The organism is Nocardiopsis sp. NPDC058789, from assembly GCF_042745575.1.
GTDB classification, from domain to species: Bacteria; Actinomycetota; Actinomycetes; order Streptosporangiales; family Streptosporangiaceae; genus Nocardiopsis; species Nocardiopsis eucommiae.
Genome location: NZ_JBHYOW010000002.1, coordinates 1 through 21822, shown reverse-complemented (window position 1 = coordinate 21822; position 21822 = coordinate 1). Strand labels below are relative to the sequence as shown.

At 70.3% G+C, this 21822-nt stretch carries 20 protein-coding genes; 10 read left to right on the top strand and 10 right to left on the bottom strand.

The features are described 5' to 3' along the window. Nucleotides 1-157: 157 nt before the first annotated feature. The 4 genes from murJ to ACFW3L_RS02230 all read left to right on the top strand — a co-directional run bounded on the left by murJ (nucleotide 158) and on the right by ACFW3L_RS02230 (nucleotide 5293). Entirely contained in the window at nucleotides 158-1948 is a 1791-nt protein-coding gene (murJ, locus tag ACFW3L_RS02245; RefSeq protein WP_378736156.1) for a murein biosynthesis integral membrane protein MurJ, read from the top strand. A 246-nt stretch (nucleotides 1949-2194) separates the two neighbouring features. After that, the gene (locus ACFW3L_RS02240; protein WP_378735435.1) at nucleotides 2195-3760 is read left to right on the top strand and encodes a protein kinase family protein; all 1566 of its coding nucleotides are present in this window, start codon (nucleotides 2195-2197) and stop codon (nucleotides 3758-3760) included. 31 nt (nucleotides 3761-3791) lie between these two features. Continuing rightward, nucleotides 3792-4418, top strand: a complete 627-nt coding sequence (gene sigM / locus ACFW3L_RS02235; RefSeq protein ID WP_352388541.1) for an RNA polymerase sigma factor SigM — start codon at nucleotides 3792-3794, stop codon at nucleotides 4416-4418. Nucleotides 4419-4432: 14 nt separating this feature from the next. After that, nucleotides 4433-5293, top strand: coding sequence for a hypothetical protein (locus ACFW3L_RS02230; RefSeq protein ID WP_378736154.1), 861 nt, complete (start codon nucleotides 4433-4435; stop codon nucleotides 5291-5293). 31 nt (nucleotides 5294-5324) lie between these two features. Here ACFW3L_RS02230 and ACFW3L_RS02225 read toward each other — a convergent pair whose 3' ends face one another. Together ACFW3L_RS02225 and ACFW3L_RS02220 are read right to left on the bottom strand one after the other, a co-directional pair. After that, complete coding sequence (locus ACFW3L_RS02225; protein WP_378735432.1) at nucleotides 5325-6017, bottom strand: response regulator; 693 nt, start codon at nucleotides 6015-6017, stop codon at nucleotides 5325-5327. Then, on the bottom strand, nucleotides 6014-7258 hold the full coding sequence (locus ACFW3L_RS02220) for a sensor histidine kinase (RefSeq protein WP_378735430.1): 1245 nt from the start codon (nucleotides 7256-7258) through the stop codon (nucleotides 6014-6016). Before ACFW3L_RS02220 ends, ACFW3L_RS02225 begins: the two co-directional genes overlap by 4 nt. Before the next feature lie 174 nt (nucleotides 7259-7432). Here ACFW3L_RS02220 and ACFW3L_RS02215 point away from each other — a divergent pair, with 174 nt between their 5' ends. From ACFW3L_RS02215 to trxA, 3 genes are all read left to right on the top strand, one after another. Beyond that, nucleotides 7433-7864: a hypothetical protein gene (locus tag ACFW3L_RS02215; protein ID WP_378735428.1), complete on the top strand. Its 432-nt coding sequence runs from the start codon at nucleotides 7433-7435 to the stop codon at nucleotides 7862-7864. A gap of 133 nt (nucleotides 7865-7997) precedes the next feature. Beyond that, on the top strand, nucleotides 7998-8930 hold the full coding sequence (trxB, locus tag ACFW3L_RS02210) for a thioredoxin-disulfide reductase (protein ID WP_378735425.1): 933 nt from the start codon (nucleotides 7998-8000) through the stop codon (nucleotides 8928-8930). A 50-nt stretch (nucleotides 8931-8980) separates the two neighbouring features. Further along, nucleotides 8981-9304, top strand: coding sequence for a thioredoxin (trxA, locus tag ACFW3L_RS02205; RefSeq protein ID WP_378735423.1), 324 nt, complete (start codon nucleotides 8981-8983; stop codon nucleotides 9302-9304). 259 nt (nucleotides 9305-9563) lie between these two features. Here the strand turns inward: trxA and ACFW3L_RS02200 are convergent, their stop codons facing one another. The 8 genes from ACFW3L_RS02200 to rpmH all read right to left on the bottom strand — a co-directional run bounded on the left by ACFW3L_RS02200 (nucleotide 9564) and on the right by rpmH (nucleotide 15460). Beyond that, nucleotides 9564-10520 (bottom strand): ParB/RepB/Spo0J family partition protein, encoded by a 957-nt coding sequence (locus ACFW3L_RS02200; RefSeq protein WP_378735421.1) that lies wholly within the window; start codon nucleotides 10518-10520, stop codon nucleotides 9564-9566. A gap of 89 nt (nucleotides 10521-10609) precedes the next feature. Continuing rightward, nucleotides 10610-11437: a ParA family protein gene (locus ACFW3L_RS02195; RefSeq protein WP_378735419.1), complete on the bottom strand. Its 828-nt coding sequence runs from the start codon at nucleotides 11435-11437 to the stop codon at nucleotides 10610-10612. Between the two features lie 209 nt (nucleotides 11438-11646). Beyond that, on the bottom strand, nucleotides 11647-12378 hold the full coding sequence (gene rsmG, locus ACFW3L_RS02190; protein ID WP_378735417.1) for a 16S rRNA (guanine(527)-N(7))-methyltransferase RsmG: 732 nt from the start codon (nucleotides 12376-12378) through the stop codon (nucleotides 11647-11649). 415 nt (nucleotides 12379-12793) lie between these two features. Beyond that, on the bottom strand, nucleotides 12794-13282 hold the full coding sequence (locus ACFW3L_RS02185) for a protein jag (RefSeq protein WP_378735415.1): 489 nt from the start codon (nucleotides 13280-13282) through the stop codon (nucleotides 12794-12796). 143 nt (nucleotides 13283-13425) lie between these two features. After that, a complete protein-coding gene (yidC, locus tag ACFW3L_RS02180; RefSeq protein ID WP_378735413.1) occupies nucleotides 13426-14361 on the bottom strand; it encodes a membrane protein insertase YidC in 936 nt (311 codons plus the stop codon). Nucleotides 14362-14389: 28 nt separating this feature from the next. Next, nucleotides 14390-14704, bottom strand: a complete 315-nt coding sequence (yidD, locus tag ACFW3L_RS02175) for a membrane protein insertion efficiency factor YidD (protein WP_017545702.1) — start codon at nucleotides 14702-14704, stop codon at nucleotides 14390-14392. After that, on the bottom strand, nucleotides 14701-15192 hold the full coding sequence (gene rnpA, locus ACFW3L_RS02170) for a ribonuclease P protein component (protein WP_378735411.1): 492 nt from the start codon (nucleotides 15190-15192) through the stop codon (nucleotides 14701-14703). Before rnpA ends, yidD begins: the two co-directional genes overlap by 4 nt. A gap of 124 nt (nucleotides 15193-15316) precedes the next feature. After that, nucleotides 15317-15460: a 50S ribosomal protein L34 gene (gene rpmH / locus ACFW3L_RS02165; protein WP_014909187.1), complete on the bottom strand. Its 144-nt coding sequence runs from the start codon at nucleotides 15458-15460 to the stop codon at nucleotides 15317-15319. Between the two features lie 772 nt (nucleotides 15461-16232). Between rpmH and dnaA the strand changes: the two genes are divergently transcribed. From dnaA to gnd, 3 genes are all read left to right on the top strand, one after another. Continuing rightward, entirely contained in the window at nucleotides 16233-18317 is a 2085-nt protein-coding gene (dnaA, locus tag ACFW3L_RS02160; RefSeq protein ID WP_378736152.1) for a chromosomal replication initiator protein DnaA, read from the top strand. Nucleotides 18318-19551: 1234 nt separating this feature from the next. Further along, a complete protein-coding gene (dnaN, locus tag ACFW3L_RS02155) occupies nucleotides 19552-20691 on the top strand; it encodes a DNA polymerase III subunit beta (RefSeq protein WP_378735408.1) in 1140 nt (379 codons plus the stop codon). Nucleotides 20692-20794: 103 nt separating this feature from the next. Next, the gene (gene gnd / locus ACFW3L_RS02150; RefSeq protein WP_378735406.1) at nucleotides 20795-21694 is read left to right on the top strand and encodes a phosphogluconate dehydrogenase (NAD(+)-dependent, decarboxylating); all 900 of its coding nucleotides are present in this window, start codon (nucleotides 20795-20797) and stop codon (nucleotides 21692-21694) included. The last annotated feature ends 128 nt before the right edge of the window (nucleotides 21695-21822 follow it).

Sequence of the window (21822 nt, the reverse complement as noted above, 5' to 3'; positions counted from 1 at the left end):
GCCCTTCCGGCCCCGCCCCCGCCGGACACCCCAGCCGCAAGAGTCAGAGGAAGAGGACCACCCCACGGTGTCCAGCGATCATCCCCGCCAGCACGCCGACGGTCCGGAGCCCGGACCCGAGGAAACCCACGAGGGCGCGCCCCGGCACCACCTGGTGATGCCCGAGGACGTGCTCGACGCCTACGAGCGCGCCGAACCCCGGACCGAGCCGGAGACCGGCCTGAGGACGGTCCGGGATCCCAGCGAGATCGGTGACGTCGGCACGGCGGACCGCGCGGGCCTGGAGGACGGCGACGAGATCGGCGGTGCGACGCACACCGGTCCGGGCAACATCGCCAAGTCGACGGCGATCATGGCGGTCGGCACCATCGCCTCGCGTGTGACGGGCTTCGTCCGCACCATCGTGCTCGCCGCCGCGATCGGCACCCAGCTGCTGGGTGACGCGTACCAGACCGCCGGCATGGTGCCGTACATGATCTACGACCTGCTCATCGGCGGGTTGCTGGCGAGCGTGTTCGTGCCCTTCCTGGTCAAGCGGCGCAAGCTGGACGCGGACGGCGGTGACCGGACGGAGCAGCGTCTGGTCACCCTGATGCTGCTCGCGCTGTTCGTGCTGACGCTGGTGTCGGTGCTGATCGCGGAGTGGTTCATCCGGATCTACGCGGGCGGGTTCAGCGGGGCCCAGTACGAGGTCTCCGTGATCCTCGCCCGCTACCTGGTGCTCCAGATCTTCTTCATCGGCGCCAGCGGCCTGGCCAGCGCGATGCTGAACGCGCGCAACAAGTTCGGCGCTCCGATGTGGGCGCCGGTGCTCAACAACGTCGTCATCATCGGCGTCTGCCTGTGGTTCCTGTCCCTGGCCGGTCCGGGCCGGACGCCGGACACCATCACCTCCGGCGAGCTCGCCCTGCTGGGCCTCGGCACCGCGGTGGGCCAGGTCGTCCAGGCGGGCGTGCTGGTCTGGGCGCTCGCCGCCGCGGGCTTCCGCTGGCGTCCCCGCCTGGACCTGCGCGGTTCCGGGCTGGGCGAGGCCGCCAGCGCGGCCTCGTGGATGATGCTCTACATCGTCGTCGCCCAGGTGGGCGCGCTCGTCTCCACCAACGTCGCCACGCGCGCCGGTTCGATGGCGGCCGACCTCGGTTACGAGACCGGCTCGGGCATCGCGGCGTACAAGTTCGCGTCGATGCTGTTCCAGCTTCCGTACGCGATCATCGCGGTCTCGGTGATCACCGCCCTGCTGCCCCGGATGAGCGAGCACGTCGCGGCCGGGCGCAAGGACCAGGTGCGCAGCGACTTCTCCCGGGGCTTCCGGCTCTCGTCGGTCCTGATCGTGCCCATCGCGGTGGCGATGATCGTCTTCGCGGTCCCGTTCTGCGTGATGATCTACGCGCAGGGCAGCACGAGCGCCGAGGACGCGGCGGCGATCGGGCGCATCCTCATGGTGTTCTGCGTGATGTTGATCCCCTTCACGCTCTTCCAGCTCCAGATGCGCGTGTTCTACGCGCTGGGCGACACGCGGACCCCGGCGCTGGTGTCGATCCCGTCCGAGATCGCCCACGCGGTCACGGCGCTCAGCCTGCTGTACTTCATGGCCGACAACCCGCAGGACATCGTCGTGTGGCTGCCGGTGCCCTACGGTCTCTACTACGTGGTCGGTTCGGCCATCATGTGGTACCTCCTCAACAGGAGGCTGAACGGGCTCGACGGCCGACGGACCGCGGTGACGCTGTTCAAGCTGCACGTGGCCACGGTTCCGGCGGCGGCGTTCGGCGTCCTGATGATCTTCGCCCTCGGCGGCCTGCCGGGCGACGTGTGGCCCGCCCTCGCGTCGATGGTGGCCGGAGGACTGGTCGGTGCCGTACTGTTCGTGGTTGCCGCCAAGTTCCTCAATGTGACTGAAGTCACAGCATTCCTTGATTTGGTCAGAACCCGGCTACGACGCCGCTGATCACCTGTAATGGATGACGTTGGGTGGTCGCGCCCGGGTACGTCCCGGAAGAAGCGTGACCATCCGGTGTCCTCCAAAGAGGCTGTTCAAGCGTCCTAGCATGGACAGACACCGCTTTACCGCCAGAGCATCGTTTATCCGAGCTGCCCGAAGGGAGGCTGGGGACAGCAGACAGCGCCGAACCCCCGCGCGTACGCCCGCGACGGCGCCACGCGAACCACGGCACTGTCACCCGTCACTCCCATCATGAGCACCTTCCTGATCGAACCCGGGGCGAAGCTGGCCAACCGCTACCGACTCGACACCGTGGTGAGCGAGACCGGTGGCGCGACCCGCTGGAAGGCCACCGACGAGACGCTCGCGCGCCCCGTCGCGGTGTGGACCTTCGCGGAGGGTTTCCCCCGTACGTCCGAAGTGGTGCGCGCCGCCCGCGCGACGAGCCGTATCCCCGACGCCCGCGTCACCCAGGTCTTCGACGCCGACGACACCACCCCCGTCCCCTACGTCGTCGAGGAGTGGGTCATCGGCTCCTCCCTCGCCGAACTCCTCGCGCAGGGCCCGATGGAGCCCGAGCGCGCCGCCGGTCTGGTGGCCGAGGCCGCCGAGGCCATCGCCGCCGCGCACGCGGGAGGCCTGCACCACCTGTGCCTGACCCCGAGCAAGCTCATGTGGAGCAGCGGCGGAGCGGTCAAGGTCACCGGTATCGGGGTGGACGCCGCCCTGCTGGGGAACAACGTCCCCCAGCCCGCCGCCGTCGACGCCCAGGGCCTGGGCAACCTGCTCTACGCGGCCCTCACGGGGTACTGGCCCGGCGGTCCGCAGAGCGGTCTGCCCGGCGCACCCCAGGGGCCGATGGGCCCCTACCCGCCCGGTCAGCTCAGACAGGGCGTGGGCGAACCCCTGGCCTCCATCACCACCCGCGCGGCCCTGCCGCAGCTGGTGGGTCAGATGGTGCCCGGCCCGCCCATCTCCAGCCCGGCCGAGTTCTGCGCCGCCATGGCGGAGGTCCCCCGGCTCATCCCGTTGCCGGTCTCCCCGGCCGAGGCCGCGCCGCCCGAGCCCGGGACCTCCCGGCGCACGGGCGAGTTCGACGCCACCAACAACCAGCGCCGCACCAGCCGCACCTCCGCCGCCCCGGCCCGCGGCGCCTCCCGCCCGGCACCCTCCCGCATGGACCAGCGCGCCTCCCGTGAGGAGGGCTCGTCCACCAAACGCGTCCTGGTCGGCGCGGTCGCGGTGGTGCTGTTCGTGGCGGTCGTCGTCGGCGCCTGGTCGTTCGGCTCGATGATGAACTCCGGCACGGACGGCGAGGCCGACCCCAGCGTCAGCGCGACCGAGGACACCCCGGCCGACGCCGAACTGAGCGTCCTGGACATCTCCGACTCCGACGGCTTCGACCCGCTGGGCGACAACTCCGAGCACGGGCAGAACGCGCCGCTGGCCCACGACGGCGATCCCAGCACGGCCTGGAACACCGAGGGCTACAACGACCCGATGGGCACCGAGAAGTCCGGTGTCGGCCTGCTCCTGGACCTGGGCTCCAGCCAGGAGGTCCACGAGGTCGACCTGGTGGTGCCCTCGAGCTCCTACGGGGTCCAGATCAGGGTCGGTGACAGCAACGCCGTCTCCGACGACGCCAGCCTGGACGCCAACCTCCCCTCCGCGTGGGAGGGCGAGGTCAGCGGTGAGCAGACCGTCACCCTGGACGAGGCCGCGACCGGCCGGTACGTCCTCGTCTGGTTCACCGACCTGCCCTCGGACGACGGACGCTTCCGTGGGACCATTAACGAGGTCGAGGTTCGCGGGACCTAGTTCTACTTTGTGGGGTATGTGATCAGCGCTGATGGACGCGGCCCAGGAGCTTCCTGACACGGAGCTGTTGTCGAGGCACGCTCAGGGTGACGAACAGGCGTTCGCGGTACTGGTTCGCCGTCACCGTGAGCGCCTGTGGGCTGTCGCCGTCCGGATGATGGGCGACCCCGAGGAGGCCTCGGACGCCCTCCAGGACGCCTTCATGTCCGCGTTCCGCGCCGCCGACCGGTTCCGCGGCGAGTCGCAGGTGAGCACCTGGATGCACCGCATCGTGGTGAACGCCTGCCACGACCGCCTCAGACGCCGCAAGGTGCGTCCGGCGACCCCGACGGAGGACGAGACCCTCGACGTCATCTCCAACGACCGCCTGAGCCGTTCCGGGGGCGGACACGACCACGCCGCGCAGACCGAGGCCCGGCTGGACGTGCACGCCGCACTGGAACTCCTCCCGCTGGACCAGAGGATGGCGCTGACCCTCGTGGACATGCTCGGCTACCGGGTGGACGAGGCGGCGGAGATCCTCGAGGTCGCGTCGGGCACCGTCAAGAGCCGGTGTGCGCGAGGTCGCGCCAAACTTCTTCCCTCACTGGCCCATCTAAGGAACCCTCAGCCTCCCCGAGACGTCACATCTGGGAGAGGAGGTGCCAACCCATCGTGACGTCCCATCCTGACGTGGAGGCACTCGCCTTCTTCGCGGAGGACCTTCTGGACCCCGACGAGGAACGCTTCGTTGCCACCCACATAGAGACCTGCGCGTCCTGTGCCACGGTCCTCGACGAACTCTCGGGGGTCACCCGCGTCCTCGCCGACGAGCCCGTTCCGGCACTGCCGCAGGACGTCGCGGACCTCCTCGACGGGCGTGTGGCCGAGGCGGTGCGCGAACGCTCCGCGACCCCGACGGCCGGGGAACCCCCTCTCGCCGACTCCTCGGCCTCCGACGCGTCGGACGCGTCCGAGGGCCCCGGGGCGGAGACGTTGGCACCGGTGGTCCCCCTCAACCGGCGGCGCGGCTTCGGCCTCCCCCACCTGATGGCGATCGCCGCCGTGACCGTGTTCGTGGTCGGTGGCGGCGCCGCGATCCTCAACGGGCAGATGAACGACCAGCAGGAGTCCACCGCCGCGTCGCCGCTGCTGGAGGAGTCCGAGTCCGAGTCGGCACCTGACACCGCCCAGTCCTACTCCGCGACCTCGGTGGCGAGCGGCACGGTCTACACGGAGGACCGGCTCGGCTCCCAGGCGGCGGAGGTCCTGGCCGCCTCGCGGGCGACGGAGGGCGCCCAGGAGGAGACCGGCACCCAGGAGCTCACGCAGCTGACCGCCGACGCGCAGGAGTGCGTCACCCGCTTCGAGAAGGACGCCGGAACACGGGTCACCCTGGTCGACGACGCCCTCTACGACGCCGGTGACGGTCCCGGACCCGCGTGGGTCCTCTTCACCCGGGACGAGGACGGCGCCGGAGTGGTGGTCCTCGACCCGAGCAGCTGCACGGACGGGGACCCCGGAGGCGGCGTGCTCTCCGAGCGTCCCCTGTAGGCGACCGCGCCACCGGTGGCGCGGCCCGTCCTCAGCGGCCGTCCCCCGCGCGCACCAGCCCGCTCTCGTAGGCGAGCACCACCAGCCCCACGCGGTCACGCACCCCGAGCTTGGCCAGGAGGCGGCCCACGTGCGTGCGCGCGGTGGCCGGGCTCAGGTGCAGTTTCGCCCCGATCTCCTGGTTGGACATCCCCCGCCCGACCAGGGCCAGCACCTCGCGCTCCCGGAAGGTGACCGCCTCCAGCCGCGCGACGGCCTCGGGCGGCGGCTCGCTCCCGGCGAGGCGTTCGATGACGCGCCGGGTGACGCCGGGCGACAGCAGGGCCTCCCCCGCCGCCACCGTGCGGACCGCGTCCCGCAGCTCACGGGGCCTGGCGTCCTTGAGCAGGAAACCGGCGGCGCCCAGGCGCAGCGCGGTGAACACGTTGGCGTCCTCGCCGAAGGTGGTGAGGACCACCACCCGGGTGTCGACATGTCGGCGGCCCGACGTGTCGACACGTCGACGTTCCAGTTCCCGGAGCACGGCGAGCCCGTCCATGACGGGCATCTGGAGGTCCAGCAGCACCACGTCCGGGCGGTGGCGGTCGACCTCGACCAGCGCCGCGCGGCCGTCCTCGGCCTCCGCCGCCACCTCGATGTCACCCTCGCGCTCCAGCAGGGAGCGCACACCGGCGCGGACGAGCTCCTGGTCGTCCACGAGCAGGACCCTCGTCGGCGCGCTCACTCCCCGCCCCCGAGCGGCAGCCGCGCGCGGACCCGGTACCCGCTCCTGGGCACCGGCCCCGCCTCCAGGGTCCCCTCCACCATCCGGACCCTCTCCCTCATCCCCGCGAGCCCCGTTCCGCCGCGCCCGCCGTCGAGCGGCTCCCGGCGCGCCCCGCCGGGGAGGGGCCCGGTCCCGTCGTCGGAGACTGTCACCGTGAGCGATTCCTCCGCGCGTTCGAGCACCACCTCGGCGGTCTCGGCCCGCGCGTGCCTGAGCGTGTTGGTCAGCGCCTCCTGGACCACCCGGTAGGCGGTGGCGTCGACCAGACCGGGCAGCTCGGGACCACCCTCGCCGGTCACCCGCACGGTCAGCCCCGCCGCGCGCACGGAGGCCACCAGGTCGTCCAGGTGCGCGAGCCCGGCCACCCGTTCGACCCCGTCCCCGTTGTCGCTCCGTGGCCCGGGGTCGCGCAGCGCCCGCACCGTGGAACGCAGGTCACGCAGTCCCTCCCGGGCCGCCTGGGAGACGTGGTCCAGCTCGGCCCGGGCCACCGGTGCGTCCACCGCCCCCTCTTCCAGGGCCTCGGCCGCCACCGAGGTGTGCAGGGAGACCACGGAGAGGTGGTGGCCGACCGCGTCGTGCAGGTCCCGCGCGATCCGGGCGCGTTCGCGGGCCAGGAGTTCGGCTGACTCCGCCTCCCTCGCCTGGGCGTCCAGGACGGCGATCAACTCGCGCTGGCGGGCGCCCTCCGCCCTCTGGCGGACCCCGTCCCCCAGGGCGATCGCCGCACCCATGATGGCCACGGTCGACACCAGTTCGTACCCGAGGAGGAAGGCCGGGTCCTGGCCCTCGGCCAGCCTCGCTGTCGTGGAGACGACGACGAGCGCCGCCGCGGTCCCGACGGCCCACCGGGTGCGGTCGAAGAGGGCGGCGGAGTACAGCGCGGCGGCCGCGGGCACGGCCAGCCCGATCACCGGCAGATCCGCCACGTAGTAGACGATGAGCAGGACGGCGGTGAGCAGGAGGACCGCCAGGGGCCAGCGGCGCCGGACCAGCATGAGGAGTCCGAGCGCGGTCGCGAACGCGTAGGCCACGGTCGGTGGGAGGTCTCCCCCGCCGATCCCGGCCCCGATCGCGATCGCCACCACCGCGAAGACGGCGAACCCCAGGAGGGCGTCGACGACGACGGCCTGGCGGCCGGTGCGGTCGGTGGAGCCGGACGGGTCCTGCTGGCCGCGCGGGCCGGGGCGGTCGGGCATGCCGTGATTCTACGGAGCCCGGCCCCGTCGGCACCCCTGTTCGCGGGCGCGTCCGGCTACGCGTTTCGACGTACCCGGAGGGGATACGCGACGGACGCCCCGAGCAGGCCCCGTCCGTAGCGTGCGGGAGGTCGTCGCGGCGTCCGCCGCCCCAGAATCCACGAGGGGGACCCCATGAACCACCGTCCGGCCCCGGCCACCGGAGCCCCGCCCGGCGTGCCCTGGCCCCTGGTCCTGAGCCTGGGGGCACTGGCCCTGGTACGCCCCCTGATGAGTGTCACCGGGGTCACGGAGACGATCGGTGCCCCCTGGGCACAGCTGGGCGTCACGCTGCTGGTGACGGTGGCGTGGGTTGCGGCCGTGATCGTGGCGCACGTGCCCCGGCCCTTCGTCACCCTCGTCTGCGCGGGTGTCGCCTACGGGGTGCTCGCGGTCCTGCTCGGCGCGGTGCTGTCGCCGCTCCTCGGTGAGGGGTTCCGGGTGCCGCTCACTCACCCCCTCGCGGTGCTCTCGGTGCTCACCGTGAACGCCGTGTGGGGGGCTCTCGCCGGGGGCCTGGCCCTCGCGGTCCGGGCGGTCCGGTGGCCGGGGTCCGGGAAGGGCTGAGTCCCATACCCCACCCCCGTACGCTGCACGGATGTCGGACCGGGAATGGCGTGCGCCTACCATCGGTTGTGCTAACCATCTTTCCCTGTCACACCACCGTGGCCGGGCAGCGACTGTGTGAAGGGCCTAGAGCGTGAGTGACGTCCGCAATGTCATCATCATCGGTTCCGGACCGGCGGGGTACACCGCTGCCGTGTACGCCGCGCGCGCGGAACTGCGCCCGCTGGTGTTCGAGGGGTCCATCACGGCCGGTGGTGCGCTCATGAACACCACCGACGTGGAGAACTTCCCCGGTTTCCCGGACGGGATCATGGGCCCCGACCTCATGGACAACCTGCGCAAGCAGGCCGAGCGCTTCGGCGCCGAGCTGGTCCCCGAGGACGTCACCGACGTGGACCTGACCAAGCCGGTCAAGGAGGTCACCGTCGGCGGTGACACCTACTTCGCGCACACCGTCATCCTGGCCACCGGCTCGGGCTACCGCGAGCTCGGCGTGCCCGGTGAGAAGGAACTGTCCGGCCGGGGCACCTCCTGGTGCGCGACCTGTGACGGCTTCTTCTTCCGCGACCAGGACATCGCGGTGGCGGGCGGCGGCGACACCGCCATGGAGGAGGCCCTCTTCCTCACCCGCTTCGCCAAGTCGGTGACGGTGATCCACCGCCGCGACGAGCTGCGCGCCAGCCGGATCATGGCGGAGCGCGCCCTCGCCAACGAGAAGATCAGCTTCCTCTGGGACACCGAGGTCGTCGAGGTCGTCGGTGAGGACCGCGTCAGCGGCCTCAAGCTCGTCAACAACAAGACCAACGAGGCCAGCACGCTGGACGTCACCGGCCTGTTCGTCGCCATCGGCCACGACCCGCGCGTGGAGCTCTTCCAGAAGCAGGTCGAGCTGGACGAGGAGGGCTACGTGAAGGTGGACGCCCCGTCCACGCGGACCAACCTCGAAGGCGTCTTCGCCGCGGGCGACGTGGTCGACCACCAGTACCGTCAGGCGATCACCGCCGCGGGTACCGGCTGTTCCGCAGCGCTGGACGCCGAGCGCTTCCTCGCAGCCCTCGGCAACTAGACTCCCCGGCCCCCCTCACCCGGTTTCGTCGAACCAAGGAGAACCAAGCAGTGTCCACCGTGAAGAACGCCACCGACGCCTCCTTCGAGGAGACCGTCCTCAAGAGCGCCAAGCCCGTCCTGGTGGATTTCTGGGCCGACTGGTGCGGTCCCTGCAAGCAGATGGCCCCGGTCCTGGACAAGCTGGCCGCTGAGCACGGCGACAAGATCGAGGTCGTCAAGGTCAACACCGACCAGAACCCCGAGACGCCCCGCGCCTACAACGTCATGTCGCTGCCGACCATGAACGTCTACAAGGACGGCGAGGTCGTGAAGCAGATCATCGGCGCGAAGCCGAAGCGACTCCTGGAGAAGGAGCTGGCGGAGTTCCTCTGACCCGGAGCACCGCACACACGCACGAGAGGCCCTCAGGCGAAGCCTGGGGGCCTTTTGGCGTCCAGTCGGACTCACCCCAGGGTTGCACCCCCTGGGCCACTCACGGGCGACCTGAGGGCGCGATCAGTGGGCCAGCGACCCCCTGACCGGCTGTTTCACGTGAAACAGCCCCTCCGAACACCGCCGTCACCCTGACGGCGGACACGACGATGGCGGTGTTTCACGTGAAACACCGCCATCACTCGCGAGGGTGGAGAGGTCAGTTCTCGCGGTCCATCTGACCGATGATCCGCTCCAGGTCCTCCATCGTCGCGAACTCCACGACGATCTTGCCCTTCTTCCGGCCGATGTCCACCTTCACCGTGGTGTCCAGCCGGTCACCCAGACGGGTGGCCCACTCCTCGATCTGCGGGGGGTTGTCAATCCGCCCGGCGGAGGCCCTTCGGGGCTTGTCCTCGTCCGGTATCTCCCGGAGCGCGACGATCTCCTCCAGGGACCGGACCGACAGCCCCTCGTCGTTGACCCTCTTCGCGAGGCGTTCCTGCGCCTCCGGGTCGTCGATCGACAGCAGGGCACGCGCGTGACCGGCGCTCAGCACCCCGGCCGCCACCCGCGTCTGCACCCTCCCCGGGAGGTTGAGCAGACGCAGCGTGTTGGCGATGTGCGAACGCGACTTCCCGACCTGCTGGGCCAGCTCCCCCTGGGTGGTGCCGAAGTCGTCCAGCATCTGCTGGTACGCGGCCGCCTCCTCCAGCGGGTTGAGCTGCTGCCGGTGCAGGTTCTCCAGGAGCGCCTCCCGGAGCAGTTCGTCGTCGTCCGTCCGACGCACGATCGCGGGGATGCGGTCCAACTCCGCGAGCTTGCTCGCCCGGAACCGCCGCTCCCCCATGATCAGCTCGTAGCGGGGCTGTTCCCCGCCTTCGAGCTTGCGGACCACGACGGGCTGGAGCAGACCGACCTCGATGATCGAGTCCCGCAACTCGTCCAGAGCCTCGTCGTCGAAGTAGGTCCTGGGCTGACGGGGGTTGGGGGTGATCGAGCCGAGCTCGACCTCCTCCAGGTAGGTCCCGTCCGGCATCTCCGTCGGCCCCTGGGCCGCAGGGGGTTCGGGGACGGACACCACCGTGTCGCGGACGTCCACCGGCGCGGGGGCCGTCGGCCCCTGCGGGATGAGCGCCCCCAGCCCCTTGCCCAGTCCGCGCCGCTGCTGGCTCACCGGCAACTCCCTCCACACTCCTTGTGAGTTTCCGCCCGCCCGGTCGGCCGCGCCGACCGGGCGGGGTGTTTCACGTGAAACAACCACCGTCAGCCGGGGTTGAGCCCCTCGGCCCGGAAGGCGATCTCTCGCGCCGCCTCCAGGTAGGCCACGGCTCCGGTCGATCCCGGGTCGTAGGTCATGACGGACTGCCCGTAGCTGGGCGCCTCGGAGACACGGACGCTCCTCGGTACCAGCGACTTCAGGACGAGCTCTCCGAAGTGCGAGCGCACCTCGTCGGCCACCTGCTGGGCGAGCCGGGTCCGACCGTCGTACATCGTCAGCAGGATCGTGCTGACCGACAGTCCCGTGTTCAGGTGCGACTTGACCAGTTCCACGTTGCGCAGAAGCTGGCCGAGCCCCTCCAGCGCGTAGTACTCGCACTGGATCGGGATCATGACCTCGTCGCACGCCACCATCGCGTTGACCGTCAGCAGGCCGAGCGAGGGCGGGCAGTCGATGAGGATGTAGTCGAGGTCCGAGGTGTCGTAGGCCGCGAAGGCCCGCTTGAGTCGGGCCTCCCGCGCCACGAGGGAGACCAGTTCGATCTCCGCGCCCGCGAGGTCGATGGTGGCCGGAGCGCACCACAGGTTGGGGATGTCCGGAACCGGCTGGGCCAGCTTGCGGATCTCCTCGTCCTCGACGAGACAGTGGTAGATGGACCGGGTCTGGGTGTCGCGCTCCATGCCGAGAGCGGTGGAGGCGTTCCCCTGCGGGTCGAGGTCGACCACGAGGACGCGCTGTCCGTTCATGGCGAGGGCGGCGGCGATGTTCACCGTCGTGGTGGTCTTGCCGACCCCGCCCTTCTGGTTGGCGACGCTGATGATCCGGCAGGCCTTGGGACGAGGCCAGGGGTCCTCGTGCGCACGGCCCGTCATCGCGGCTCGGGCCGCCCGGGCGAGAGGAGTGTCGGGGACGCTGTCGGGGGCCGCCTCGCCACTCCATGTTTCACGTGAAACAGGGGGCTGGCCCGCCGTGGAGTCGATCGGTGTTTCACGTGAAACATCGAGCAGGTCTCCATAGGCGCCCGCCGGTGTTTCACGTGAAACACCGGCGTCGTCGGCTGGGTTCTGGGGCACGAATGAGTTCACCTCTTCCGTCCGCGCTTCTTCTTGCCGTTCCGCGCCTTCTTCTGGGAGCCTCCCGACGCGGGCGGGCCACCGTCGGATGTCACCGTGACGCGAACGACCGTGGTAGCGGGATCGACTTTACCCCGCCCCACCCTGATCACATCGCTCACGCCAGGGCGCAGTTTCGAAACGTCTTCCCGGGCCTCCGCGAGTTCGGCCTCCGCCTGCTCCCCCTTGAGGGCCAACAGGCTGCCGTCCTTGCGCAGCAGGGGGAGCGACCAACCGGCCAGCCGGGCCAGCGGAGCCACCGCACGGGCCGTCACGAAGTCGGTGTACAGCTCGCCGTGCGCCTCCTCGGCGCGCCCCCGGCGCACCTCCACGTTGGTCAGCCCCAGGGTCCGGACCGCCTCGTCGAGGAAGACCGTCCTCCGCAGCAGGGGCTCCAGGAGGATCATCCTGATGTCGGGGCGCAGCAGACCCAGCACCAGCCCCGGCAGGCCCGCACCGGAACCGATGTCCACCACCTCGGCGCCCTCGGGGATCAGCTCCTCCACGACGGCGCAGTTGATGAGGTGCCGCTCCCAGAGGCGGGGCACCTCGCGCGGGCCGATCAGCCCGCGACGCACCCCGTCGTCGGCGAGCAGTTCGGCGTAACGGGTCGCCACGGGCAGGGTGTCGCCAAAGACCGCGACCGCCTCCGGGGGCGGGGCGGGGAGCGTGGCGCCGGGCTCCTCAGTGCCCGAGGTCATCGGTCACCACCTGTCGGAACTCGTCCATCGTCACTTCCATGAACCGTTGGGTCGTCATGTCGACCTGTCCACAAGGGGACAGGGACCGAACGACGCGGGAAGCGCGCGTCGGATCGCGGCCGACCGCGCGCATGGGGGTTCGTCCCTCCCCCACACGGATCGTGTGGTTCGCGACTCCACTCGCGGAGCCACCCCGGGGGTACCGAGGGTGGGACGACTCGTGGTGGGAAGGTCCCCGCAGACGATCCTACGCGGGGGCCGCACCGGTGTTTCACGTGAAACACCCCTTGCGTCCGACTCGGTCCCGGGACCTCCGTCCGGGTGGGTCCCGCGCCGGTGACCCACCGCCCCTCCGGGCATGACGAAGGGGCGGTGTTTCACGTGAAACACCGCCCCTCGACCGCCCGTCCGTCGCCTAGTCGGCGGGGTGGACCACCACGTAGCGGTTGGGCTCCTCGCCCTCGGACTCGCTGCGCAGTCCGGCCGCGGCGACCGCGTCGTGCACCACCTTGCGCTCGAACGGCGTCATCGGCTCCAGCGGGTGGACCTCGCCGGTCTCCTTGACCTTCGTGGCCGCCTCGGCGCCGATCTGGAAGAGCACCTTCCGGCGGCCGTCGCGGTAGCCGCCGATGTCCAGCATCAGTCGGCTGCGCTCACCCGTGGCCCGGTGGACGGCCAGACGGGTCAGCTCCTGGAGCGCCTCCAGGACCTCGCCGTCCTGACCGATCAGCTCGTCCAGGGTCGCCCCGACGACGGAAACCATCGCGCGGTCGCCCTCGACGTCCATGTCGATGTCGCCGTCGAAGTCCGCGATGTCGAGCAGACCCTCGATGTAGTCCGCGGCGATGTCGCCCTCGTTCTCCAGGGCCTCGACGTCGACTCCCGCCTCAGGTGCGTCAGCCACCGCCACACCACCGCTCTCTTCCTCGCTACGTCCCACAGCGATCCCGTCTCCTCTATCCGTCAGTCCCTGGCCGCCGTACGCCTCAGGGGCATTCTCGCCTGCGCACTCGAAAGTCGTGAACGCCGACACGAAACAGGGAGGCCCTACTTGGCGCCGCCGCCGCGCTTGGAACGCGTCTGCTTCTTCGGCTGTTTGCGTTCGATCTTAGGCTGTTCCACCGGCTCCGGAGCGGTTTCCGGAGCCTTCTTGCGGCCGAGCATGCCCTTGGCCGAACCCTTCGAGGAGGAGCCCTTCGAGGACTCGTCCGTGCCGGGCGCGGGCTGGTTCCGGTACAGGAAGTGCTGCTGCACCATCGTCCACACGTTGGAGGTGACCCAGTAGACCAGCACACCGATCGGCATCATGAGGCCGAAGAGCCCGAAGGCCGGCGCCATGTACATCATGATCTTCTGGGTCTGCATCATCGGGTTGTCAGGCTGCTGCGCGATGCTGCGCTTGATGCTCTGACGCATGGTGAGGAACGTCGTGACGCCCATGACCACACACGCGATGGCGATGACGACCTTGGCCATGATGGGGTCGGTCGCGCCCAGCGCCCGCAGCTCGTCCGCCGGGGTGTTGAACTGGGCGGCGATCGGGGCGTGGAAGATCAGCGCCTCACGGGCGCTGTCCGCGAGCTCCTGGGTGAAGCCGAACTGCACCTTGCCCTCGGCCACGCTGCGCAGCACGCTGAACAGGGCGAAGAAGACCGGCATCTGGAGCAGCAGCGGGAGGCAGCCCATGATGGGGTTGGTGCCGCTCTCCTGGTAGAGCTTCATCGACTCCCGCTGGAGCCGCTCCTTGTCGTGCTTGTAGCGCTCCCGAAGCTTCATGATCTTCGGCTGCACTTCCTGCATCTTGCGCTGCGTGTTCATCTGCTTGACGAACAGCGGCACCATCAGCAGACGCATCAGGCAGGTCAGCAGCACGATGGACAGGCCCCACGCCCACCCGCTGTCGGGGTTCAGGCCAACGATGGTCAGACCCGAGTGGATCCAGACCAACACGTGGCCGATGATGTTGTAAAGCCAGTCCAGCACCGGCCAACTCCTCGGTGATTCGGTTCAGCTACTGGTCCCCGGAAGCGGTGCCGGTGTGCCCGGTTCCGCCCGTAGACTCCTCGGACTCCTCGTTCCGGCGCCCCTTGGGCGGCGGAACCGGATCAAGACCCCCCGGGTTGAACGGGTGGCAGCGGGCGATGCGCCTGACCGTCAGCCACAACCCGCGAAGCCCCCCGTGGACGCGCAGCGCCTCGACGCCGTACGCGCTGCACGAGGGGTAGAAACGACAGACCGGGGGGAAGAGCGGGCTGATGAAGCGCTGGTACCCCCGGATGGGCAGGATCAGCAGCCGTGCGAACGACGTCGGTCTGTGCTCGGTCATTGCTGCGCCCACCGTTCTGCGCCCTCCTGGGGGCGACGGTCACCGTCTGCTTCACTCTTCGCCGACCCGACCGGTTCGGGGCGTGGGCCCCCGCGGCCGCGCCGACGCTTGTCGGCCCCACGGGGACGCTGCGCCGCGGCGATCGCGCTGTCGAGTTGTACCGCCAGGTCCGCCTGCCGCAGGTTCGCGGCCGAGGGCCTGGCCCGCACTACCAGCAGGCTACCGTTTGGCAGAACAGCCAACCGTGAGCGCATCAGGTGCCGGAGGCGTCGCTGCACGCGTTTGCGGACGACGGCTCCCCCGACGGCCTTGCTCACGACGAAACCGACGCGCGGCGGTGCCGGTGCGTCGGTGTGGTCACTGTCGCCGGACGGTTTCCGGGGAGCGAGGTAGATGACGCCCAAAGCGTCACGCGAGGAGCGCCGACCGGAACGCATGACCGTTCCGAACTCGGCGCTGTGGCGCATCCGGTTCTCCGGCGACAACATCGGGGTTCCTCCGGGAGAGGGGTGCGGCACGGCCCCCGGCTACCGGTTCCGTGCCCCACGACAAAGGGACCGACCGGCGAGAAGGCCGGACCGGTCCCAGTGAAGACTTGAGGCTTGACGTGGCCTAGTGGCTCACGGTCAGCGCGGCGCGTCCCTTACGACGTCGCGAGGCGATGATGGCGCGACCGGCGCGCGTACGCATGCGCAGCCGGAAGCCGTGGACCTTCGCGCGACGCCGGTTGTTCGGCTGAAACGTACGCTTGCTCACTACTGGCTCCAGGGGCGTGTCAGGAAAGTACTACGACAGACCCCCAGGATATGCGGGGCCTTACAGTGCGTGCGACGAGGCCGCGACTTCGTGGCTGGCACGAGCGCAGGCAGAATCGTCGGCATAAGCATAAAGAACATACGACCTGGTCGGGTCGTGGTCAAATCGGCCCCGCTGACCGTCCCGCGAGGGGAGGCCGGGGCCCGGCTCGACCGGTGGCGGACGCCACCGGCCACAGTCTACCCGCCTCCCTGTGGACAACCGGTTGTCCACAGCGTGTGAGACTTCCCCAAGGGGTGGGGGCTGTGGATAACCTCAACCTGTGGATAACTCACCCCCGAGACTGTCCACAGCCACCCCAAACCTGTGGACAATCGCTGTACACACCCCCTGAACTGGGGATTGTGGATAACCTCCCGATACACACAGGGGTCTGCCATCCTGTGGATAAACCTGTGGACAAGGTGTGGACAACCTCCGGAAGCTGTGGATACCCGAAGGTAGTCACACTCCTGGACTCCAGACTTCGCGTCCGTTGTCCACAGGCCGCGCACGACCCGAACGACCGCCCGCGAACCGGAACCCCGGCCCGGCACCTCCCTCAGGGGAGGACAATGGGACGTGTGGGCCCCGTGGGGTCCCCGCCCCCAGAGACACGCCGGACCGAACGCCCCCCGTCCCCTCACCGCCTCCCACCGCACCGAACAGATCCGCACCGAAGGGACAGCAACCATGGCAGGTCACCTTGGCTGAAGCACAGGTCAACCTCGCAATGGTCTGGTCGAGCGTGCTGGACGGGATCGACCACGACTCCCTCCCCGCACACCAGCGTGCCTGGCTGCCGCAGACCCGTCCGCTGGGTCTGATCGAGGACACGGCGCTGATCGCGGCGCCCAACGAGTTCACCAAGAAGGTCCTGGAGACGCGCCTCTACCCGGCGATCAGCAAGGCGCTTTCGGCACACCTGGGACGGGAGATCCGGGTCGCGGTCACCGTGGACCCCACCGCCGTGCCCACCCCTCCCCCGACTCCCTCCCCCTACGGAGTGAGCAGGGACACGGGCGCGCACACGTCGCTCTCCGCGCCGCCCGAGCAGCCCCCGGCGCCGGGCCGCGCCGACCAGCCCTCCGTCCACGAACCCCGTGGCCAGCACGCCCGTCCAGCCGGACCGCACCCCTTCGACGCACCCCAGCGGCCGCAGGCCCCGCACCCGTCCGAGGCGCTCGGCGCCCACCCTGGGCACGCGCGTGCCCAGGAGGCGCAGGCCGACCTGCTCGGCCCCGCCTCCTCCGCCCAGGGCCCGCGGCCCGCCGAACGCGGACCGGCGCCCCAGCAGGGACCGGCGCCCCAGCAGCACGGGCACGTGACCGCTGACGGCCGGGCCCCGCACGTTCCGGAGCGGTCCTCCCAGGGTCCGGCCCCCGCACCGGCACGGCCCGCCACGGACCTCCCCGCGCACGGCGCCCAGCAGCCGCTCCCCGATCCCCCCGCGCGCCCCCAGGAGGGGCACCGGACGGCGTTCCCCGCGGCCTCGGCCACCGGATGGGAACAGCCCGCCCAGGAGCAGCTGTGGCAGCAGCAGAGCTGGTCGGACGCGTCGTGGGACGAGCCCAACCGCTGGGAGAGCCCGGCCCCGAGGCCCGGCCCGGAGCCCGCGCCCGTCGCGGAACCGGCCCCGAGCGCGCACGAGGCCGCCCCCGCGCCCGTCGAGCCCGTGGCTGATCCCCCGGCGGCGGAGGAGAGCGAACCCGCCGCACCGTCCGCACCGGCACCCGCCCCGACCTCTCCGCCCGGGCGGTCCCAGGAGATCCCGCCCGGTGAGCACGCGCGGCTGAACCCGAAGTACACCTTCGACACCTTCGTCATCGGCTCCAGCAACCGGTTCGCGCACGCGGCCTCGGTCGCTGCGGCGGAGGCCCCCGCGAAGGCGTACAACCCGCTGTTCATCCACGGCGGTTCGGGACTGGGCAAGACCCACCTCCTCCACGCCATCGGCCACTACACGCACCGGCTCTACGAGGGCTCACGGGTGCGGTACGTGAGCTCGGAGGAGTTCACCAACGAGTTCATCAACTCGATCCGGGACGGCAAGGCGGACGGGTTCCGGCGCCGCTACCGGGACATCGACGTGCTCCTGGTGGACGACATCCAGTTCCTGGAGAACAAGGAGCAGACGCAGGAGGAGTTCTTCCACACGTTCAACACGCTCCACAACTCCGACAAGCAGATCGTCATCTCCAGTGACCGGCCGCCCAAGCAGCTGACCACGCTGGAGGACCGGATGCGGAGCCGGTTCGAGTGGGGCCTGCTGACGGACGTCCAGCCGCCGGAGCTGGAGACCCGCATCGCGATCCTGCGGAAGAAGGCCGCGCAGGAGGGCCTGGCGGCCCCGCCCGAGGTCCTGGAGTTCATCGCCAGCAAGATCTCCACCAACATCCGGGAGCTGGAGGGGGCGCTGATCCGGGTGACCGCCTTCGCCAGCCTGAACCGGCAGTCCGTGGACCTGGACCTGACCGGCCAGGTACTGCGCGACCTGGTCCCCAACGCCGAGGTCCCGGAGGTCACGGCCAGCGCGATCATGTCCCAGACCGCGGCCTACTTCGGGCTGAGCCTGGAGGACCTGTGCGGGACCTCCCGGTCCCGGGTCCTGGTCACGGCCCGGCAGATCGCCATGTACCTGTGCCGTGAGCTCACCGACCTCTCCCTGCCGAAGATCGGGCAGCAGTTCGGCCGGGACCACACCACGGTCATGCACGCCGACCGCAAGGTCCGGGCGCTGATGGCGGAGCGCCGCTCCATCTACAACCAGGTGCACGAGCTGACCAGCCGGATCAAGGACCAGCCCTCGCTGACCTGACCGACGTGCCGGGCGTACGACGACCGGAGGGGCGGGCCCGCCAGTGCGGCGGCCCGCCCCTCCGCCGTGTCCGGGGGTGTCTCCGGGTACCCGCGGGCCCCCGGTCCGTGCGCCTGTCCCCGTGTCTCCGTGTCCGCCTGTCGACGTGTCCCCGAGTCGACGTGTCGACTTCTCTCCCCGTCCCGCGCCCGTCGGGAGGCCCGTGACCGCGCCGGTGGGCCTCCGTGCGCACGCTCGCGCCTGTCCACAGTCTCCGGGGCTCCCCCGAAACCACCCGGGCCGAGTTATCCACAGGCTTGTGTGGGTGTTGGCACCCTGGGGAGAGGTACGTCCGTGTCGTGGCCGAGCAGTACGGTGCGTACCGGACACGCACTGTTTCCCCTGGTTTCCCGGGTGTGCGGAGCCTGTTGCGCTGGCCACAGCGGGGGTGAAGGGCGTCGGTCAGGGGCCGTGACGAGGAACGGGACCAGCGCTTCGCGAAGGACCTGTGGAAAACCCTGTGCACAGACTCTTTGTCCAGGTTCGCGCGCTCTGTGCCGGGCTCCGAAAAAAAGTTTGGGGTTTTCTCGGCGGAGTTATCCACAGAGAGGGGTCGAATTCTGTGGACAACCCTGTGGATAACCTGTGGACAACAGCCCCGCGCCTGTGGGTAACCCAGGGTCGCCCTGTGGACACGGCCACCGATGATCGGACCACGGAACCCCCAGGCACTGTGGACAACTTGGGGAAAAGCTGTGGACGAACCTGTGGACGCTCTGTGGACAAGCTGAGGGGCCCTCTGGTTGTCCACAGCGGGCCCGAGTTACGCACAGGGTCATCCACAGGCCCTGTGGACAAAAATTCGCAGTCTGACCTGCGAGAACAAGGGTTATCCACACTATCCACAGGCCCTACTACTACGACGCACTTTCATTAACCAAGATGTGGCGTCAAAACAGCTTCGCGGAAAATCTGTGGACAAACGCCTGAGATCGAGGTGACGGCGGGTCAGTCCCGAGCTGTCAGCGGCAGCGGGTGAATCCGGGTAACGTGTGGTCTCGCCCCTGTCCTCCGCCGCCCGGATCTGAGCGGTGACCCCTACGGAGTCCGAGACCGCTCCAGCGGCACGGTCCGCCCTCGTCGCGGACGCCGTCCACACCCTGGGGACACGCCCCCGGCGGATCCACGAGACACCCACGAGCTGCAACGTTGAGGCTGCGACCGGTCCCCGGTCGGGCGGAAAGTGAGTCGGAGAGTGAAGTTCCGGGTCGAACGCGACGTACTGGCCGACGCTGTCGCCTGGACAGCGCGCACACTGCCCTCGCGTCCCTCTGTACCGGTCCTCGCCGGAATCCTGCTGGACGCGGGTGAGATCGACGGCCGACAGCGCGTGCGCCTGTCCGGCTTCGACTACGAGGTCTCCGCGCAGGTCTCCGTCGACATCGAGATCGAGGAGCCCGGGCAGACCCTGGTCTCCGGACGCCTCCTCGCCGAGATCACCCGCAACCTTCCTCCACAGACTGTGGAGATCTCCACGGACGGCCCCAAGGTCGTCGTGAGCTGCGGCAGCGCCAAGTTCACCCTGAACACGATGCCGGTCGAGGACTACCCGTCCCTCCCGGAGATGCCCGGCGTGAGCGGGACAGTCGGCAGCGACGCCTTCGCCGCCGCCGTCAGCCAGGTCGCCGTGGCGGCCGGCCGTGACGACACGCTCCCGATGCTCACCGGCATCCGGGTCGAGATCGAGGGCGAGACCATCACCCTCGCCTCCACCGACCGCTACCGCCTCGCCGTCCGCGAGCTGAACTGGAAGCCGGAGAACCCGGACCTGTCCGCGGTCGCGCTGGTTCCGGCCAAGACCCTCCACGACACCGCCAAGTCGCTCACCTCGGGCGCCGAGGTCTCCATCGCCCTGTCGGGCAGCGAGACCGGCGAGGGCATGATGGGCTTCGAGGGCGGCGGCCGACGCACCACCACGCGTCTGCTCGACGGTGAGTTCCCCAAGTACCGCGCCCTGCTGCCGGACACCTTCAACACCGTCGCGGAGGTCAGCCGCTCCGAGTTCGTCGAGGCTGTCAAGCGCGTCTCGCTGGTCGCCGAGCGCAACACCCCGCTGCGGCTCGCCTTCACCCAGGGCGCGCTGGTCCTGGAGGCGGGCACCGGTGAGGACGCGCAGGCCGTGGAGACCCTGGAGGCGGACCTCGACGGCGAGGACATCCAGATCGCCTTCAACTCCGGGTTCCTGCTGGACGGGCTGGGCGCCATCGGCACCGACGTGGCCCGCCTGCACTTCACCACCTCGACCAAGCCCGCGATCCTCACCGGGAAGCCCGCTGAGGAGGGTGCTTCCCCCGAGTACCGCTACCTGATCATGCCGGTCCGCCTCTCCGGCTGACCGGAACGCCCGTTCCACCGACGAGCGTCCGCCGCCCGGCCCGTGCACAGCGCCACGGGCCGGTCGGCTTCCACATGTCCACAGGTGCCCCAGGGGAGTACACATGCAACTCGGAATGATCGGTCTCGGCAAGATGGGCGGCAACATGGCCGCCCGCCTGCGTGAGAAGGGGCACGACGTCGTCGGCTACGACGTCTCCCCCGGCGCCCGCGACGTCGAGACCCTGTCGGAACTGGTCGACCGCCTCGACGCCCCCCGCGTGGTGTGGGTGATGGTCCCGTCCGGCGAACCGACGGCCGCGATCGTCTCCGAGCTCGGTGACCTCCTCTCCGAGGGCGACATCGTCGTCGAGGGCGGCAACACCCACTACGTCGACGACGCGCCGCGCGCCGAGGCGCTCGCCGCCAAGGGCGTCGGCTACGTCGACGCCGGTGTCAGCGGCGGCGTGTGGGGCCGCCAGAACGGCTACGGGATCATGGTCGGCGGCGGGGCCGAGGACGTGGAGCGCCTGCGCCCCGTCTTCGACTCCCTGACCCCCGACGACGGCGGCGGCTTCGTGCACGCCGGAGCGGTCGGCGCGGGCCACTTCGTGAAGATGGTCCACAACGGCATCGAGTACGGCATGATGCAGTCCTTCGCGGAGGGCTACGAGCTGATGGTGGCCTCGGGGATCGTCAAGGACGTCCCCGGCACCTTCGAGAGCTGGCGTGAGGGCACCGTCGTGCGCTCCTGGCTGCTGGACCTGCTGGGCCGCGCGCTGGAGGAGGACCCGGACCTCTCCGAGCTGCGCGGATACGTGCAGGACTCCGGCGAGGGCCGCTGGACGGTCCAGGCCGCCGTGGACCTCGCGGTCCCCGCCCCGGCGATCACCGCCTCGCTCTTCGCGCGGTTCGCCTCCCGCCAGGACGACAGTCAGGCCATGAAGGTCGTGGCCGCCCTGCGCAACCAGTTCGGCGGCCACGCCGTCACGAAGGCCGCGCCCACGGACGCCGAGCAGGGCTGACCGCGCCCGCTCCTCCCGGGGTGGGGGGGGGGGGGGCCCCCCCCCCCCCCCCCCCCCCGGGGGCCCCCCCCCCCCCCCCCCCCCCCCACCCCCCCCCCGGGGCCGCCCCCCCCGCGGGGGGGCCCCCG